We start from the raw sequence: 16,563 nt of genomic DNA on the forward strand, positions 1-16,563 counted from the left end.
TGGCCGCATTGGGAGACATGTCGCATCCCCTACGGTGTGGAAATTGCCCGGAAAACGTCCGGGACCGCGTGGGCACCGTATGGGGCGCGATGGTTGGGGGAGAGTAGTCCGTGGCGACCGAGACCCGGACCACCCAAGGCGCTCCGCCGCCGGGTGGCGTATCCATTTCCCTCAGCGACCCGACGTTCCGTGCCATCGTCTACCAGATCCTGGTGGTCGGCGCGGTCGTTCTGGTCGGCTGGTTCCTTATTTCCAACACGCTCGACAACCTCGCGCGGCGCTCGATCGCGACCGGTTACGATTTCCTGGGGCGTGAAGCGGCCTTCGGCATCGGCGAGTCGCTGATCGACTATTCGCCGAAGGACACATATGGCCGGGCCTTCCTGGTCGGCGTGCTGAACACGTTGAAGGTGTCGGTCATCGGCATCATCCTGGCGACGATCATCGGCACGGTCATCGGCGTCGCCCGGCTGTCCAGCAACTGGCTGATCGCCAAGCTGGCCTCGACCTATGTCGAGATCGTGCGCAACATCCCGCCGCTGCTGCAGCTGTTCTTCTGGTATGCGCTGGTGTCGGACGGCCTGCCGGCGGTACGCCAGGCGCTGAACCCGTTGCCGGGCGTGTTCCTGTCGCAGCGCGGCCTGCGCATTCCCGTCCCGGTCGCCGATCCGGTCTGGACCAACATGGGCATCGCCCTGCTGGTCGGCATCGCCGCCGCCTGGGGGGTGTCGCGCTGGGCCAAGGCCCGGCAGGCGCGCACCGGACAGCCCTTCCCCGCGGGGTGGGCCGGGCTGGGTCTGATCCTCGGCCTGCCGATCCTGACCTGGATCGCCGGCGGGGCGCCGATGGCGCTCGACATGCCGAAGCTGGCCGGCTTCAACTTCTCCGGCGGCGTCGCGATCTCGCCCGAGTTCTTCGCCATCCTGACCGGCCTGACGCTCTACACCGCGGCCTTCATCGCCGAGGTGGTGCGCAGCGGCATCAAGGCGGTCAACTGGGGCCAGACCGAGGCGGCGCGCGCGCTGGGCCTGCCGAGCGGTCCGACGCTGCGCCTTGTGATCCTGCCGCAGGCGCTGCGGGTGATCGTGCCGCCGCTGACCAGCCAGTATCTGAACCTGATGAAGAACAGCTCGCTGGCGCTGGCCATCGGCTACCCCGATCTGGTGTCGATCGCCAACACTACCCTGAACCAGACCGGCCAGGCGATCGAAGGCGTGACGATGATCATGGGCACCTATCTGGTCATCAGCCTCAGCATTTCGATCTTCATGAACTGGTACAACAAGCGCATCGCGCTGGTGGAGCGGTAACGGCCATGACCGACAACGTGCAAAGCGTCGGCCTGCCGGACGAGCGTCCGCCGGCCAACACCGTCGGCCCCATCGCGTGGCTGCGGAGCAACCTGTTCAACACCTGGTACAACGCCATCCTGACCATTCTGGTCCTGGCGCTGCTGGTTTCGGCGATCCCGCCCTTCGTCGGATGGCTGCTGGTCAACGCGCATGGTTTCGATTCGAACTCCACGGTCTGCCGGCAGGATGCCGGCGGCGCCTGCTGGGGCTTCATCGGCGAGAAGCTGCGCTTCATCATGTTCGGGATGTTCCCGTGGGATGAGCAGTGGCGGCCGCTGCTGACCATCGGCGTCTTCATCGCGCTGCTGGTCGCCAGCTGCGACCGCCGCTTCTGGAAGCCGTGGTTCGGCCTGGTCTGGGCTGCCGGGCTGACGCTGGTGGCGATCCTGATGTGGGGCGGCGTCTTCGGCCTGACCTATGTCGAGAACACGCTGTGGGGCGGCCTGCCGCTGACCATCATCCTGTCGGTGATCGGTCTGGCCGTCGCCTTTCCGGTGTCGATCCTGCTGGCTCTGGGCCGGCGGTCGGACATGCCGGCGGTAAAGGTGCTGTGCGTCACCTACATCGAGTTGATCCGCGGCGTGCCGCTGATCAGCCTGCTGTTCATGGCGTCGGTGATGCTGCCGCTGTTCCTGCCGAACGGCGTTTCCGTCGACAAGCTGCTGCGCGCGCAGATCGCCTTCATCATGTTCGCCGCCGCCTATATGGCGGAAGCGATCCGCGGCGGCCTGCAGGCGATCCCGAAGGGGCAGTATGAGGCGGCGGACGGGCTGGGGCTCGGCTATTGGCAGAAGATGCGCAAGATCATCCTGCCGCAGGCGCTGGCCATCGCCATCCCGCCGCTGGTGAACACCTTCATCAGCTTCTTCAAGGACACCTCGCTCGTCATCATCATCGGCCTGTACGACCTGCTCGGCACCGCGAAGGCCGCGCTGTCCGACCCGTCCTGGCGCGGCTTCTACCGCGAGGCCTATCTGTTCATCGGCGTGATCTACTGGATCTTCTGCTTCAGCATGTCGAAATACAGCCAGAAGCTGGAACGCGACCTGAACCGCGGCCATCGCCGCTAGATCAACGCCGTCAAGGGAGAAGCAAGACCCATGTCCCAGGCCATGTCCCAGGGCACCAAGCCGAAGCACACCCTCAGCGGCGAGGAGATCATCCGCTGCACGGGCGTCAACAAGTGGTACGGCGAGTTCCACGTCCTGAAGAACATCAACCTCAACGTCCAGAAGGGCGAGCGTATCGTCGTCTGCGGCCCGTCGGGGTCGGGCAAATCGACGATGATCCGCTGCCTGAACCGGCTTGAGGAACATCAGAAGGGCACGATCGTCATCGACGGGATCGAGCTGACCAACAACCTGAAGAACATCGAGTTGGTCCGCCGCGAAGTCGGCATGGTGTTCCAGCACTTCAACCTGTTCCCGCATCTGACGGTGTTGGAGAACTGCACGCTCGCCCCGATATGGGTCCGCAAAATGCCGAAGGCGGAAGCGGAAGAGCGGGCGATGAGCTACCTGACGCGGGTGCGCATCGCCGAACAGGCCAAGAAATATCCCGGCCAGCTGTCGGGCGGCCAGCAGCAGCGTGTCGCCATCGCGCGGTCTCTGTGCATGAGCCCGAAGGTGATGCTGTTCGACGAGCCGACCTCCGCGCTTGACCCCGAAATGGTCAAGGAGGTGCTGGACGTCATGATCGGGCTGGCCGAGGACGGCATGACCATGCTGTGCGTGACGCACGAAATGGGTTTCGCCAAGTCGGTCGCCGACCGCGTCATCTTCATGGACCGCGGCGAGATCGTGGAGCAGGACACGCCGGACGCGTTCTTCTCCAACCCCAAGTCGGAGCGCACGCGCCTCTTCCTCAGCCAAATTCTAAACCACTGATCCGGGCAGCAGGCCGGCGCTTCCGTCCGGCCTGCTATTTGGAAATAAAACACCTCGAGTTGGGGTGCGCGACGCAAAGTCCTGTGGCGTCGCGCACCAGTTTGCGGTTCAATCGGTCGCCCGACGTGCTGTTCGACCGATCCGCTTACGGAGACCGAGGTTATGGACCTGCTCAGCCCCCGTCCCAGCGTTGGCCAGATCAAGCCGTACCGTCCCGCTCGCCCGCCTCGCGACGGCCGCCGGTGGATCGACCTGTCGCTGACCCACAATCCGCTCGGACCCAGCCCGCTGGCGCTGGACGCCTATTGCGAGGCGGCCACGCGCATCCATTGCTATCCCGATTGGGATCAGGAACCGCTGCGCCACGCCATCGCGCGCCGTCATTCCATCGACGCCGACCGCATCGTCTGCACCGCCGGATCGGAGGAACTGATCCATCTGGTCGCCCAGGCCTTCGCCGGTCCCGGTGACGAGGTTCTGTGCCACGAGCGGGGCTATCGCGGATTCCTCAAGGCGATCCGCGCCGCCGGGGCAACCGCAGTCGTGGCCGCGGAGCGCGACATGGTGGTGGATGTGGACGCGATGATCGACCGCGCCAGCGAGCGCACGAAGATCTGCTTCCTCGCCAACCCCAACAACCCGACCGGCACCTACATCCCGGCCGAGGCGGTGCAGCGGCTGCGCGCCGGCCTGCCGTCCACCACACTGCTGGTGCTGGATTCGGCCTATGCCGACTATTGCCGGATGCCGGACTACAGCGACGGGACAGAGATCGTCGAGAATTCCGACAATGTCCTGCTGATCCGCACATTCTCAAAGATGCACGGGCTGGCGGGGCTGAGGGTTGGCTGGGGCTATGGTCCCGCCACGGTGATCGAAGCGGTGAACGCCATCCGCGGTGCCTTCAACGTCTCGCTGCCTGCCCAACTGACCGCCGCCGCCGCTCTCAGCGACGCGGAGCATGAGGAGGCGACCTTCGCCCACAATGCGCGGTGGCTGCCCTGGCTGTCACGCGAGTTGGAGCGGGTGGGGCTGCGCGTCTATCCCAGCGTCTGCAACTTCGTGCTGGCCCGCGTGCCGACCGATCCGTCGCTGGGCACCCAGGCGGTCATCGACCATCTCGCCCACCGTGGCATCCTGGTGAAGCCGGTGACCGAGTACGGCCTGTCCGACTGCCTGCGCATCACCATCGGTCGCGAGGAGGAGAACAAGGCGCTGGTGGTGGCTCTGGCGGAGATTCTCGGCTGATGGGACCGACCGGAGGCTGCGACGGAACGACGCGAACAGAACGCACGGATTTTCGCCTCTTTTGATGCAGATCAACGAACGGTCTATGCGCTTCCGGATAAGGTCCTTCTTGTCTCTAACCCTCCCTGTATCACTGAGCCGGAGCATCCGCATGGATGTCTCCGGCTTTTTCTTTTCGGTCGGGGGAGACGGAAAGTGCCTGTCCGTTGACCTGCATCAAGGCGGGAGGGGGTGGATGGGCGTAGACCTTTGACTGTCTCTAACCCTCCCTGTTTCACAGGAGGCCCCGGTTCCGGTGCCTCCTGTTTTTTTGTCCGCGTTTTGGACGGCAACGCCTATGAGGGCGGGCGCGTGCGGTTCCAGCGCAGGACCAGCCCGATCACCGACAGCGGCACCACGATGACGGCGCCGATCAGGATGTAGGGCAGGGCCCAGCGGCCGGCGTCGATCATCAGTGCGGCGATGTCCTGCACCGTCTGCCAACTGTTCGTCAGGATGCTGGCCGGATTGATGTGCAGGAACGACAGCACGAAGCCGACGACGAAGCACAACACCAGCGTCCGAATGATCCAACCCACCAAGGCTTCACCTCACGCTCGTCACGGCGGAGCGTTCGCTCCGCCTGAAGCAACGCGCCGCCCCGCGACCGGGTTCCGGCGCCGTCAAACGGCCTCCCGCTCCACCGATAACGCGCGCGGCAGCTTGAAGACGATGTTCTCCGTCGCCGTGCGCAGCTCCTCCACCGTCACGTCGAAACGGGTGCGGGCGGCTTCGATGACCTCCTCGACCAGCACTTCCGGTGCCGACGCGCCGGCGGTGATGCCGAGGCGGGCGACGCCGGACAGCGCGTCCCAATCGATGTCGGCGGCGCGCTGGACCAGTTGGGCGGCCGGGCAGCCATGGGTCTTCGCCACCTCCACCAGCCGCTTGGAGTTGGAGGAGTTCGGCGCCCCCAGCACCAGCAGCGCGTCCACCTTCGGCGCGATGGCCTTCACCGCCGCCTGACGGTTGGTGGTGGCGTAGCAGATGTCTTCCTTCTTCGGCCCGGCGATGGCGGGAAAGCGGGCCTGCAGCGCGGCCAGGATCGCCGTCGTCTCGTCGACCGACAGGGTGGTCTGGGTGGCGTAGGCGAGGTTTTCCGGGTCACGGACCTCCATCGTCGCCACGTCGGCCACCGTCTCCACCAGCACCACGGCGCCGTCGGGCAACTGGCCCATGGTGCCGATCACCTCCGGGTGGCCTGCATGGCCGATCAGGACGATCTGCTTGCCTTCGTCGAAATGCCGTTCGGCCTCGCGATGCACCTTGCTGACCAGCGGGCAGGTGGCGTCGAGATAGAACAGCCCGCGCGCTTCGGCCGCCTGTGGCACCGATTTCGGCACGCCATGGGCGGAGAAGACCACCGGGCGACCGTCCGGCACCTCGGTCAGTTCGTCGACGAAGACGGCGCCCTTGGCTTCCAGGCTTTCGACCACGAAACGGTTGTGGACGATCTCGTGCCGGACATAGACCGGCGCCCCATAGCGGTCGATCGCCGTCTCGACGATCTGGATCGCCCGGTCCACCCCGGCGCAGAAGCCGCGCGGCGCCGCCAGCAGGATCGTCAAGGCCCGGGTGGCCTGGGGAGAGGTCGTGGTCATATGCGCTGTACCGCCCTTGCGTGGAGTGGGTCGCCCTTAGGTGGTCCTGCGCCAGACGGTCACAAGGGATAGAACCGCCGCGCGGTCTTGTGCCGGTCAAGCTGGGACACTAAAGTCGCGGTCCAACAGCCCGTCAACCGATCAGGCCGAACCGATGGACCGCCGCGACCGTAATATAGGAACCCCCGCCCGGAAAAGCCCGCTGGCGTCCCTCTTTGGGATGGGCCGCCCTGCGCTGCTCGCGGCCGGGGCCGTGCTGGTGCTTTCCGGCTGCTCCGGTATGGGGATGGGCCCGACGAATCCGTCGGAGGCGGCACTGGCCTGCCCGAAGGTCAACATCGTCCGCGACCTGCAGGAAGTGACGGTCTTCCGCCCCGGCGGCAAGGACCTGACCGATCTTGAGTCGCGCGCTGCCCTGGTCGATTTCACCGGCAGCTGTGACTACACCAGCAACGGCGTCACCGTGAACGTGAACGTCTATCTGGTGGCCGAGCGCGGCCCGGCCTTGCCGGGCAACACCGCCAAGTACCAGTATTTCGTCGCCCTGGCCCAGCCGGACGACACGCTGGTGTCGAAGGCCTTTTTCGACACCGACGTGACCTTCGTCCCCGGCCAGCCGCGCGCCGGCACCCGCGAGGAACTGACGCCGAAGATCCCGCTGCCCAAGGACGCCAACGCCAAGGATTGGAAGATCTATCTCGGCTTCCAGCTGACGCCGGAGCAGCTGAACTTCAACCGGACGCAGATGAAGAAGTAGGAAGCTCCGGGATTCGAATCCTTCGCTTGTACCATAAGGAGCGCCCGGCATGCTGCGGGCGCTCCCTCGAAGTTACCAATTCAAGGCGGGCAGTTTACGCCAGCCGGCTTGCGGCGAAGAAGGTCGCAGTCGGCGTGCCGTCCAGAATGCCGTCGGTAATGATGGTGTTGAGCACCTTCATCTCCACGTAATCGGTCGTCCCGTTCATGTAGGTCACGGAGGTCGTGGCGGCATAGGTTGGGGTGGCCATGGGGGTGAGGGATCGGCACAGGGCGATGTTGGCGTCGTTGAGATAGAGCCCGGCGTAGATCGAGCCGTTGGCGCCGCAGTTCATCATCACCTGGGCATGCAGCAGATAGTAGCCGGCGACGGAAGGCTGGAAGCGGGAATTCGTACCGTTGAAGGCATTCCCGACATTGATGTCGGCGGTGGTCAGCAGAACCTTGGCCCAGCTATTGTTGGTGACGCCACCCTGGCCGACATTGTTGCGGTGCGCCCGGACGACGACGGAGTTCTGCGTCGGGGCCGTCAGGTCGTTGAAGGACCGCTCGTCCACGATCATGTCATTGGTGACGGCATCCGTCGTCGGCAGCAGCACCACGCGGGCCACCGGCAGCTTGCCGGATGGGATCGCCGGCGGAGTCAGGCTGTTGGCGGTGCCGGCGACGATGGACGCCGCACCGGTGCCGCGGTCCACCACCACGCGGTCGATGCGGAAGCCGCTGGCCGGCGGCGTAAAGGGGCCGACGGACTGGGCGTTCACCTCGGTAAGGGTGGTGCCGTTCAGCAGGTTGCCGGGGTCGAGCGCCAGTGTCAGGTTCGGCACGACCTGCGCATGGGGGGCGAAGTTGCCGACGATGCGCTGGGACACCGCCCAGTTGGCGGCGGACTGGGACAGGTTGGACGGGTTGAAGGCCTGGACGGTCATTGCGCGCTCTCCAATGTGTCGATTGGGGGGTCAAACCCGCGGCGGTCAACGGCTGGCCAGCTCGGCGTAACGCGGTGAGTAGGTTTTTATGCCTATCCAGCCCGATTAAAAGGAAAATTTCCAAAACCCGGATATTTCAACGACTTGGCCGTATCGGCGACCAGAGCGCTGATTGACAAACCTGTCTATTCGCGACAGTGTGCCGCCATCACGCCGATGATCCCTCGCGGGAGAGATCGCTTGTGAGCTTGTCGTAAATCGACAAGTTCTCAGGCGGCGCCGAAGGAGCAACCGCCCCCGGAAACTCTCAGGCAAAAGGACCGCAAGGGGATAAGGCAACTCTGGAAAGCAGCCTCGGCGCTCACCCGCCGCGACTCACCGAAGGAGTAAACCGGGTGCCCGGCTCGACCGGACAACGGTGAATCTCTCAGGTCCAAGACAGAGGGGGCAGCTTCCTGCATCGATCCCGATGCGGGCGCTGAAACCTTGTCGGAGGACCCGCGCGTGACCGAGGCCGCAACCGCTCTCAAGACCACCCCGCTGCACGCGCTCCATGTCGAGCTTGGCGCCCGCATGGTGCCTTTCGCCGGCTATGACATGCCGGTGCAGTATCCGCTGGGCATCCTGAAAGAACACCAGCACACCCGCGAGAAGGCCGGGCTGTTCGACGTGTCCCACATGGGACAGGTCCGCCTGACCGGCGACGATCCGGCCGCAGCATTGGAAACGCTGGTTCCCGGCGACATCAAGGGCTTGGCGCAGGGCCGCATGCGCTACACGCTGTTCCTGAACGAACAGGGCGGCATCCTCGACGACCTGATGGTGACCAATGCCGGCGACCACCTGTTCCTGGTGGTGAACGCCGCCTGCAAGGAGCAGGACGTCGCCCATCTGCGCGAAAAGCTGGCCGGCAAGGCCGAGGTCGAACTGCTGGACGATCTGGCGCTGATGGCGCTCCAGGGTCCGATGGCGGCCGAGGTGATGGCCCGCTTCGTGCCGGAAGCCGCGACCATGAAGTTCATGAGCTACCTGTCCGCCACCTTCAAGGGCGTGCCGGTGATCCTGACCCGCTCCGGCTACACCGGCGAGGACGGCTACGAGATCTCCTGCGACAAGGCCGATGCCGAGATGATCGCCCGCGTGCTGCTGGGCGAGTCGGAGGTCGAGGCGATCGGGCTGGGTGCCCGCGACTCGCTGCGGCTGGAGGCCGGGCTGTGCCTCTACGGCCACGACATCGACACCACCACGACGCCGGTCGAAGGCGCGCTGGAATGGACGCTGCCGAAGCGCCGCCGCGCCGAGGGCGGTTTCCCCGGTTACGACATCATCCACCGGCAGTTGACCGAAGGTGCCACGCGCCGCCGCGTCGGCATCCAGCCGGAAGGCCGCCAGCCGGCCCGTGAGCACACCGAAATCCAGGATGCCAACGGCAACCGCATCGGCGAGATCACCAGCGGCGGCTTCGGCCCGACCGCCGGCGCGCCGGTCGCCATGGGCTATGTCGACATTGCGAATTCCGCGGTGGGTACGCCGCTGACTCTGGTCGTGCGCGGCAAGCCGCTGCCCGCCCGCGTCGCTGCTACGCCCTTCGTGCCGCAACGCTATTACCGGGGCTGACGGAGCAGTACCCCTCTTGGCCGTCATCCCCGCGAAGGCGGGGATCCAGGTCCGATGGAGCGGCTGTTTCGGTAACGCCTGGATCCCCGCCTTCGCGGGGATGACGGTTCCGAGAAGCCTTGAACCACCTGCCAACGAACGATTTTCAGGAACAGGGAACCCTTCCGATGAGCAAGAAATTCACCAAGGACCACGAGTGGGTTCAGGTCGATGGCGATGTCGCCACCGTCGGCGTCACTGACTTCGCCCAGAGCCAGCTGGGCGACGTGGTGTTCGTCGAACTGCCCGAGGCCGGCCGCGTGCTGGAGCAGGGCAAGGAAGCCGCCGTCGTCGAATCGGTGAAGGCCGCCAGCGACGTTTACGCTCCGGTCTCCGGCACCGTCGTGGAAGCCAACCAGGCCCTGGTCGATGACCCGTCGATGGTCAACAGCGCCGCGGAGACTGATGGCTGGTTCTTCAAGATCCAGTTGAAGGACGCCTCCGAACTCGATGGTCTGATGGATGAATCGGCCTACAAGGCCTTCGTGGAGGAATCCCACTAACATGCGCTATCTGCCCCTGACCGAGGCCGACCGGCAGTCGATGCTGGAGGCCGTCCGCGCAACATCGGTCGAAGACCTGTTCCGCGATGTTCCAAAGGCGGCCCAACTGGCCGGCCCGATCGGGGGCTTGCCCAACCATATGGGCGAGCTTGAGGTCGAACGGCTGCTGGGTTCCATGGCGGCCAAGAATGTGCCGGCCGGTTCGGTGCCGAGCTTCCTCGGCGCTGGCGCCTACCGCCACCATGTGCCGGCGACCGTCGACCATCTGGTCCAGCGCGGCGAGTTCCTGACCGCCTACACGCCGTACCAGCCGGAGGTGAGCCAGGGCACGCTGCAGGTCCTGTTCGAATTCCAGACCCAGGTCGCGCTGCTGACCGGCATGGATGTGGCCAACGCCTCTATGTATGACGGTGCCACCTCCTGCGCCGAGGCGGTGATGATGGCCAACCGCGTCACCCGGCGGAAGAAGGCGATCCTGTCTGGCGGCCTGCACCCGCATTACCGCGACGTGACCACCACCGACGCCCGCTTCATCGGCTTCGAGGCGGTGGCCCTGCCGGCCGCCCCGACCGGCGGCGAGGACCTGCTGGCGCTGGTCGACGACAAGACCTCCTGCGTTGTCGTGCAGAACCCGGACGTGTTCGGCCATGTCCGCGACTACACCGACCTCGCCGCGGCCTGTCAGGCCAAGGGCGCCCTGCTGATCGTCGTGGTGACCGAGGCTTTGTCGCTCGGCCTGCTGACCCCGCCGGGCGACGTGGGCGCCGACATCGTGGCTGCGGAGGGCCAGTCCTTCGGCAACGCTCTGAATTTCGGCGGCCCCTATGTCGGGCTGTTCGCGGTGAAGGACAAATATGTCCGCCAGATGCCGGGTCGCCTGTGCGGCGAGACGGTGGACGCCGACGGCCGCCGCGGCTTCGTGCTGACGCTCTCCACCCGCGAGCAGCATATCCGCCGCGAGAAGGCGACCTCGAACATCTGCACCAACTCCGGCCTGTGCGCGCTGGCCTTCTCGATCCATGTCAGCCTGCTGGGCGAGGCGGGGATCACGCAGCTGGCCCAGCTGAACCATGCCAAGGCGGTCCAGATGGCCGACAAGCTGGCGGCGGTTCCGGGCGTCGAGGTGCTGAACGACGGCTTCTTCAACGAATTCACCGTCAAGCTGCCGAAGCCGGCCGCCGCGGTGGTCGAGGAGCTTGCCAAGCGCCGCATCCTGGGCGGCGTGCCGGTGTCGCGCCTCTATCCGGGCGAAATGGAAGACCTGCTGCTGGTCGCCGTCACCGAGACCAACACCGACGCCGACATGGACGCCTTCGCCGCCGCGCTCACTGAGGTTCTGGCATGAGCATGAACAACCAGGGCCGTCCGTCGGCCATTCCCGCCGGTAGCGCCGGGTTCGACAGCGTGACCGGCACCGTCACCGGCAACCGCGGCCTGCAGATCGAAGAGCCGCTGATCTTCGAACAGGACAGCGCAGGGCGCACCGGCGTCGATCTGCCGGATCTGCCAAAGGTGGCCTCGCGCCTGGGTGCGGTGAAGCCGCGCGCCAAGGTCGGGCTGCCCGGCCTCGCCGAGCCGCAGGTGGTCCGCCACTACACCCGCCTGTCGCAAAAGAACTACGCCATCGACAGCGGGTTCTATCCGCTCGGCTCCTGCACGATGAAGCACAACCCGCGCCTGAACGAGAAGATGGCGCGGCTGCCGGGCTTCTCCGACGTGCATCCCATGCAGCCGGTCAGCACGGTGCAGGGTGCGCTGGAACTGATGGACCAGTTGGCCCACTGGCTGAAGACGCTGACCGGCATGGCCGCCGTGACACTGGCGCCCGCCGCCGGTGCCCACGGCGAGATGTGCGGCATCATGGCGATCCGCTCGGCGCATGAGGCAAAGGGCGACAGCGGCCGCACCAAGATTCTGGTGCCGGAAAGCGCCCACGGCACCAACCCGGCGACCGCCGCCGCCTGCGGCTACAGCGTCGACGCCATCCCGGCGACCGCCGATGGGCGCGTCGATCTGGAGGCGCTGAAGGCCAAGCTCGGTCCCGACGTGGCCGGGCTGATGCTGACCAACCCCAACACCTGCGGCCTGTTCGAACGCGACATCATCGCGATCGCCGACGCGGTGCATGCGGCCGGCGGCTATTTCTACTGCGACGGCGCCAACTTCAATGCCATCGTCGGGCGGGTGCGTCCGGCCGATCTCGGCATCGACGTCATGCACATCAACCTGCACAAGACCTTCTCCACCCCGCATGGCGGCGGCGGTCCGGGGTCTGGGCCGGTGGTGTTCGCGGAGTCGCTGGCGCCCTACATCCCGGTGCCCTACGTCACCCATGGCAAAGATGGCTTCGCGCTGGTTGAGAACGCCGGCGACGGTCTGGCCTTCGGCCGTATGAAGGCTTTCCACGGCCAGATGGGCATGTTCGTCCGCGCGCTGTCCTACATGCTGAGCCACGGCGCCGACGGGCTGTGGCAGGCGTCGGGCGATGCGGTGCTGAACGCCAACTATGTCATGGCGCGGCTGGAGGCCGTGATGACGGCCTCCTTCGAAGGGCCGTGCATGCACGAGTGCCTGTTCGACGACCGCTTCCTGAAGGGGACGGGGGTCACCACGCTCGACATGGCGAAGGCGCTGATCGACGAGGGCTTCCACCCGATGACCATGTATTTCCCGCTGGTCGTCCACGGTGCCCTGCTGATCGAGCCGACCGAAACGGAAAGCAAGGCCAGCCTCGACCAGTTCGTCGACGCGCTCCGTGCGCTGGCCGAACGGGCGAAGTCGGGGGATGTGGCTTACTTCCAGGCTGCGCCGCGCCTGACGCCGCGCCGTCGCCTGGATGAGACGGCGGCGGCCCGCAAGCCGGTCCTGCGCTGGAGCCCGCCGGTGGTGGCGGAAGCCGTCGCGGCCGAGTAAGGGGTTGCTGCGGGTGCCCCCACCCTAACCCTCCCCGCTCTCGCGGGAGAGTGGACTGCCGCCGCTGCGGCGGTTAGATCACGCCGACAACGATCCTATACCCCCTCTCCCGCGATCGGACCGGCCTTCGGCCGGCCGAGAGCGGGGGAGGGATGGGGAGGGGCAGCGGCTCACTTGTCGGTCTTGTCGACGTACTTGTCGGCCTTCTTCTGGTCCTCGGCGGCTTCGCGGGACATTTCCTCGCCGATCTTGGGGTCGATGCGCTTGGCTTCCTCAATCAGGTCGCGTGCCTTGCGGGCATCGCCGCCGGCGGCCTTGTCCAACGCCTGCTCGGCCAGATCGTGGGCCTTCTTGTGTTCCGGGCTGTCTTCGTGGCGGGTGGCCATGGGGCGCTCTCCTGTGTTTTTGGGAGTATGGAACCGGACGTTGTCCAACAGAAGGCGACCGTCAGGGTTCCGCTCTCCGCAGCGCACAAAAAATTTTTGGAAGTGACGGAATAGGGAAGTCGGTCTGCCCGTTTGTGCGGATGTCCGGTGGCGAACGGCCACCCAGCAACAGGGCAACGCGAACTCCCCATGAGCAACCCGAAGAACTCGATCCGGCGCGCAGCCATCGCCGCCGCACTGCTGGCCGTGACCGCCGGCCACGCGTCCTTCTGGTCCTGGCGCAACGCGCCCACGGCGGTGGACGCGGAACCCGGCCGCATAGAATCGGTGTCCTATTCGCCCTCGGGCCGCAGTTACGACCCCAATCACCAGCCGATCGTTCCGCGCAAGGACATCGAGAAGGACATGACCGCCATCGCCGGCTTCGCCGATGGCGTCCGTACCTACTCGACGCTCGGCTCGCAGGGCGAGGTGCCGGAGATCGCGGTGTCCAAGGGGCTGGACGTCACGCTCGGCATCTGGCTGAGCAAGGACAAGGTCCGCAACGAGCGGGAGGTGATGCACGGCATCGCGCTCGCCAAGGAATTCCGCGGCATCAAGCGCATCGTCGTCGGCAACGAGACGCTGCTGCGCGCCGAACTGACGGATGCCGAACTGGCCGGCTACATCAAGCGTGTGCGCGCCGCCGTTCCGGCTTCGATCAAGGTCGGCACCGCCGACGTCTGGTCGGAGATGGTCAAGGCCGACGCCACGGTGAAGGCGTCCGACTTCATGGGCGTCCACGTGCTGCCCTACTGGGAAGGCGTGCCGGTTTCCGATGCGCTGACCTGGATCCGCGACCGGCTTGACACCGTGCGCAAGGCGCATCCGGGCAAGCCGCTGTTCGTGGGCGAGGTTGGCTGGCCTTCGGGCGGCGAGAACTTCCACGACGCCTATCCGACGCCGGAGGCGCAGGCCGCCGTCGTCCGCGGCTTCGCGGCGGAAGCCAATGCCCTCGGCATCCATTACAACGTCGTCGAGGCTTTCGACGGCATCTGGAAGTCGACCATCGAAGGCTCGCCCGGCCCGACCTGGGGCGTGCTGGATGCCGACCGTCAGCCGAAATGGTCGATGACCGGCGCCGTCGCCGCCCCCTATGGCGACCGGGTCGGCGCGGGCGTCGCGCTCGCCGTTGGTCTGGCCCTGTCGGCTTTCGCCGTCTTCCGCCGCCGGACCAACGCTGGTTTCGCGCTGGCTGCCTCGATGGGCGCCAACATCATCGGCTTCGCCATCGGTTCGGCCGTCGCCGGTGCCTTCGCCGAATATCTGACCTTCGGTGCGCTGACCACCTGGGGCTCCGCCTTCGCGCTGGGCGCCCTGATGATGAGCGTCGCCTTCGCCGATCTGGTGGATGTCGCCCGCCGGCTGCTGACCGGCCGCGCCCCGGCGCTGCTGCCGCATGCCGTGCCCAGCATCGACCACAAGCCGATGGTCTCCATCCACGTCGCCGCCTGCCGCGAGCAGCCGGACGTGTTGAACGCCACGCTGGCCTCGCTGTCGCGGCTGGACTACCCGAACTATGAGGTCGTCGTCCTCATCAACAACACCGAGGAGGAGCATCTCGTCCGCCCGGTCGAGGAGATGTGCCGGGCGCTGGGTCCGAAGTTCAAGTTCCACTGGTACAAGAAGATTTCCGGCTTCAAGGCCGGCGCTCTGAACGCCGCCCTGCGCCACACCGATCCGTCGGCCGAGATCGTCGCCGTGCTGGACGCCGACTACACCGTGTCGCCCGACTGGTTGTCGAAGCTGGCTCCGACCTTCGCCGATCCGTCGGTCGGCATCGTCCAGGCCCCGCAGGAGCACCGCGACGGCCACGAGACGGCGCTGAAGGCCGCCATGACCGCCGAATACCGCCCCTTCTTCGACGTCGGCATGCAGGAGGGCGTGTCGAGCCAAGCCTTCATCTGCCACGGCACGATGATCATGCTGCGCCGCTCGGCGATGGATCAGGTCGGCGGCTGGTCGGAAGCCGGCATCTGCGAGGACACCGAACTGGGCCTGCGCATCCTGTCGGCCGGCTACCGCGCCGCCTACACCGACGAGCGGCTTGGCGCCGGTCTGGCCCCAGACAACTTCATGCAGTTCCGCAAGCAGCGCGACCGCTGGGTGTTCGGTTCCACGCAGATTGTCCGCGCCCACTGGAAGAAGTTCCTGCCGGGTTCCGCCGAACTGAGCGCGCGGCAGAAGCTGGGCTACGTCACCAACTGGATCCGCTGGTGGTCCGACGCTGTCGGCCTGTTCGCTGCCGCCGCCGCCGTGGTCTGGACTTTCGCCTCGCTGGTTCTGCCGCTGCACCTGCCGCCGGTGGCCGCCACCGCCGCCGTCCTGGGTGCCCTGGTCCTGCGTGCCGGCTCCAGCCTGCTGGCCTCGCGCTATGCCTCCGGCAACAGCTGGAAGGAAAGCCTCGGTGCCTGCGCCGTCGGAATGGCGCTGTCCACCACCGTCGCCCTGGCCGTCGTCCGCGGTCTGTTCCGCAAGCAGGACGCCTTCCGGGTGACCGCCAAGGGTGGCAAGCGCACCGCCGGCCGCTTCTGCGCCAAGCCCGAAGCGTGGCTGTCCGCCGCCCTGGTCGCCTCGTCGGCCACCGCCGCCCTGGTCAACCCGCTTGGCACCCTGTCGCTGGAGCTGTGGTCGGTGCTGCTCGCCGCCATGGCGGTGCCGAACCTGATGGCCGTCGCCTTCGGTATCGGTGACATGCTGCCGGTCCGCGAAGCCAAGCCGGCTCCGGTCCCCGCCACCCAGCAGGCCGACACGGCCAATCAGGAGCAGGGGGCGAACCGTCCGGTTGCGGCGTAAGCGCTTCGCCCGGTGATCAGAACTTTACGTGCCGCGCCGCCCCGACCGTCGACGCGGCACGTTTCCTTTGGAACGCAATTGCCGCTTTTGGGTTGCATTCTCGTTGCGCAGCTCGCGAGAAATGTTATGTTTATGACGTCTCCATAATTGACATGACGAACCCTCTGCCTTAGAAGGCCGCAACACGGCGCATACCGTTCACGAGAGACAGGGTCACCCCGGCCAATGCCCATCCCGTTGGATCCAGTCCTGATCGAAGAGTTTACAAAGCTGCTCGGAAACGAAGGCATTCATGATATTTCCCATTGGGTGCTGCCGAACGACGATGTTCCCTTTGATGAAACGGTCGCCTTGGAGAGATATAAGGCGATGTTGGATGAGGAATTTGAAGCTTCGTCCGAAGGCATAAAGCAGATCGTTGCCAGCGAGGACGCTCAAAAAGCAAAAGCGTAGAGATTT

General features: G+C 66.1%; 15 protein-coding genes and 1 riboswitch. Of the genes, 11 read left to right on the forward strand and 4 right to left on the reverse strand.

All coding sequences use genetic code 11. The features are described 5' to 3' along the window. Positions 1 to 110: 110 nt before the first annotated feature. From TSH20_RS22045 to TSH20_RS22060, 4 genes are all read left to right on the forward strand, one after another. Positions 111 to 1,310, forward strand: coding sequence for an amino acid ABC transporter permease (locus TSH20_RS22045; protein ID WP_109155819.1), 1,200 nt, complete (start codon positions 111 to 113; stop codon positions 1,308 to 1,310). Between the two features lie 5 nt (positions 1,311 to 1,315). Beyond that, complete coding sequence (locus tag TSH20_RS22050) at positions 1,316 to 2,422, forward strand: amino acid ABC transporter permease (protein WP_109155820.1); 1,107 nt, start codon at positions 1,316 to 1,318, stop codon at positions 2,420 to 2,422. Between the two features lie 30 nt (positions 2,423 to 2,452). Further along, entirely contained in the window at positions 2,453 to 3,238 is a 786-nt protein-coding gene (locus TSH20_RS22055; protein WP_109152860.1) for an amino acid ABC transporter ATP-binding protein, read from the forward strand. 162 nt (positions 3,239 to 3,400) lie between these two features. Next, positions 3,401 to 4,486 (forward strand): histidinol-phosphate transaminase, encoded by a 1,086-nt coding sequence (locus TSH20_RS22060; protein ID WP_109155821.1) that lies wholly within the window; start codon positions 3,401 to 3,403, stop codon positions 4,484 to 4,486. A gap of 335 nt (positions 4,487 to 4,821) precedes the next feature. On the opposite strand, the gene TSH20_RS22070 is transcribed toward TSH20_RS22060, so the two are convergent. Continuing rightward, positions 4,822 to 5,064: a hypothetical protein gene (locus tag TSH20_RS22070; protein WP_247871148.1), complete on the reverse strand. Its 243-nt coding sequence runs from the start codon at positions 5,062 to 5,064 to the stop codon at positions 4,822 to 4,824. An 84-nt stretch (positions 5,065 to 5,148) separates the two neighbouring features. Beyond that, positions 5,149 to 6,126, reverse strand: coding sequence for a 4-hydroxy-3-methylbut-2-enyl diphosphate reductase (gene ispH, locus TSH20_RS22075; protein WP_109155824.1), 978 nt, complete (start codon positions 6,124 to 6,126; stop codon positions 5,149 to 5,151). A 286-nt stretch (positions 6,127 to 6,412) separates the two neighbouring features. Here ispH and TSH20_RS22080 point away from each other — a divergent pair, with 286 nt between their 5' ends. After that, positions 6,413 to 6,883 (forward strand): hypothetical protein, encoded by a 471-nt coding sequence (locus TSH20_RS22080; RefSeq protein ID WP_247871149.1) that lies wholly within the window; start codon positions 6,413 to 6,415, stop codon positions 6,881 to 6,883. Positions 6,884 to 6,977: 94 nt separating this feature from the next. On the opposite strand, the gene TSH20_RS22085 is transcribed toward TSH20_RS22080, so the two are convergent. Next, on the reverse strand, positions 6,978 to 7,811 hold the full coding sequence (locus TSH20_RS22085; protein WP_109155826.1) for a hypothetical protein: 834 nt from the start codon (positions 7,809 to 7,811) through the stop codon (positions 6,978 to 6,980). 217 nt (positions 7,812 to 8,028) lie between these two features. Next, positions 8,029 to 8,144, forward strand: a riboswitch (glycine riboswitch). Positions 8,145 to 8,315: 171 nt separating this feature from the next. On the opposite strand from TSH20_RS22085, the gene gcvT reads away from it, so the two are divergent. From gcvT to gcvPB, 4 genes are all read left to right on the forward strand, one after another. Further along, a complete protein-coding gene (gene gcvT / locus TSH20_RS22090; RefSeq protein ID WP_109155827.1) occupies positions 8,316 to 9,428 on the forward strand; it encodes a glycine cleavage system aminomethyltransferase GcvT in 1,113 nt (370 codons plus the stop codon). A 167-nt stretch (positions 9,429 to 9,595) separates the two neighbouring features. Continuing rightward, positions 9,596 to 9,970 (forward strand): glycine cleavage system protein GcvH, encoded by a 375-nt coding sequence (gene gcvH / locus TSH20_RS22095; protein ID WP_109155828.1) that lies wholly within the window; start codon positions 9,596 to 9,598, stop codon positions 9,968 to 9,970. Between the two features lies 1 nt (position 9,971). Further along, positions 9,972 to 11,315 carry an aminomethyl-transferring glycine dehydrogenase subunit GcvPA gene (gcvPA, locus tag TSH20_RS22100; protein WP_109155829.1) on the forward strand — a complete coding sequence of 448 codons (1,344 nt, stop codon included), beginning with the start codon at positions 9,972 to 9,974 and terminating at the stop codon, positions 11,313 to 11,315. After that, positions 11,312 to 12,883, forward strand: a complete 1,572-nt coding sequence (gene gcvPB / locus TSH20_RS22105; protein ID WP_109155830.1) for an aminomethyl-transferring glycine dehydrogenase subunit GcvPB — start codon at positions 11,312 to 11,314, stop codon at positions 12,881 to 12,883. Before gcvPA ends, gcvPB begins: the two co-directional genes overlap by 4 nt. 170 nt (positions 12,884 to 13,053) lie before the next feature. Here gcvPB and TSH20_RS22110 read toward each other — a convergent pair whose 3' ends face one another. Beyond that, complete coding sequence (locus tag TSH20_RS22110; protein ID WP_109155831.1) at positions 13,054 to 13,269, reverse strand: hypothetical protein; 216 nt, start codon at positions 13,267 to 13,269, stop codon at positions 13,054 to 13,056. 189 nt (positions 13,270 to 13,458) lie between these two features. Here TSH20_RS22110 and TSH20_RS22115 point away from each other — a divergent pair, with 189 nt between their 5' ends. Together TSH20_RS22115 and TSH20_RS22120 are read left to right on the forward strand one after the other, a co-directional pair. Beyond that, positions 13,459 to 16,104 (forward strand): glycosyltransferase, encoded by a 2,646-nt coding sequence (locus TSH20_RS22115; protein ID WP_109155832.1) that lies wholly within the window; start codon positions 13,459 to 13,461, stop codon positions 16,102 to 16,104. 225 nt (positions 16,105 to 16,329) lie between these two features. After that, positions 16,330 to 16,557, forward strand: a complete 228-nt coding sequence (locus TSH20_RS22120; RefSeq protein ID WP_109155833.1) for a hypothetical protein — start codon at positions 16,330 to 16,332, stop codon at positions 16,555 to 16,557. Positions 16,558 to 16,563: the final 6 nt, after the last annotated feature.

It is taken from the genome of Azospirillum sp. TSH20 (assembly GCF_003115935.1).
GTDB lineage: Bacteria > Pseudomonadota > Alphaproteobacteria > Azospirillales > Azospirillaceae > Azospirillum.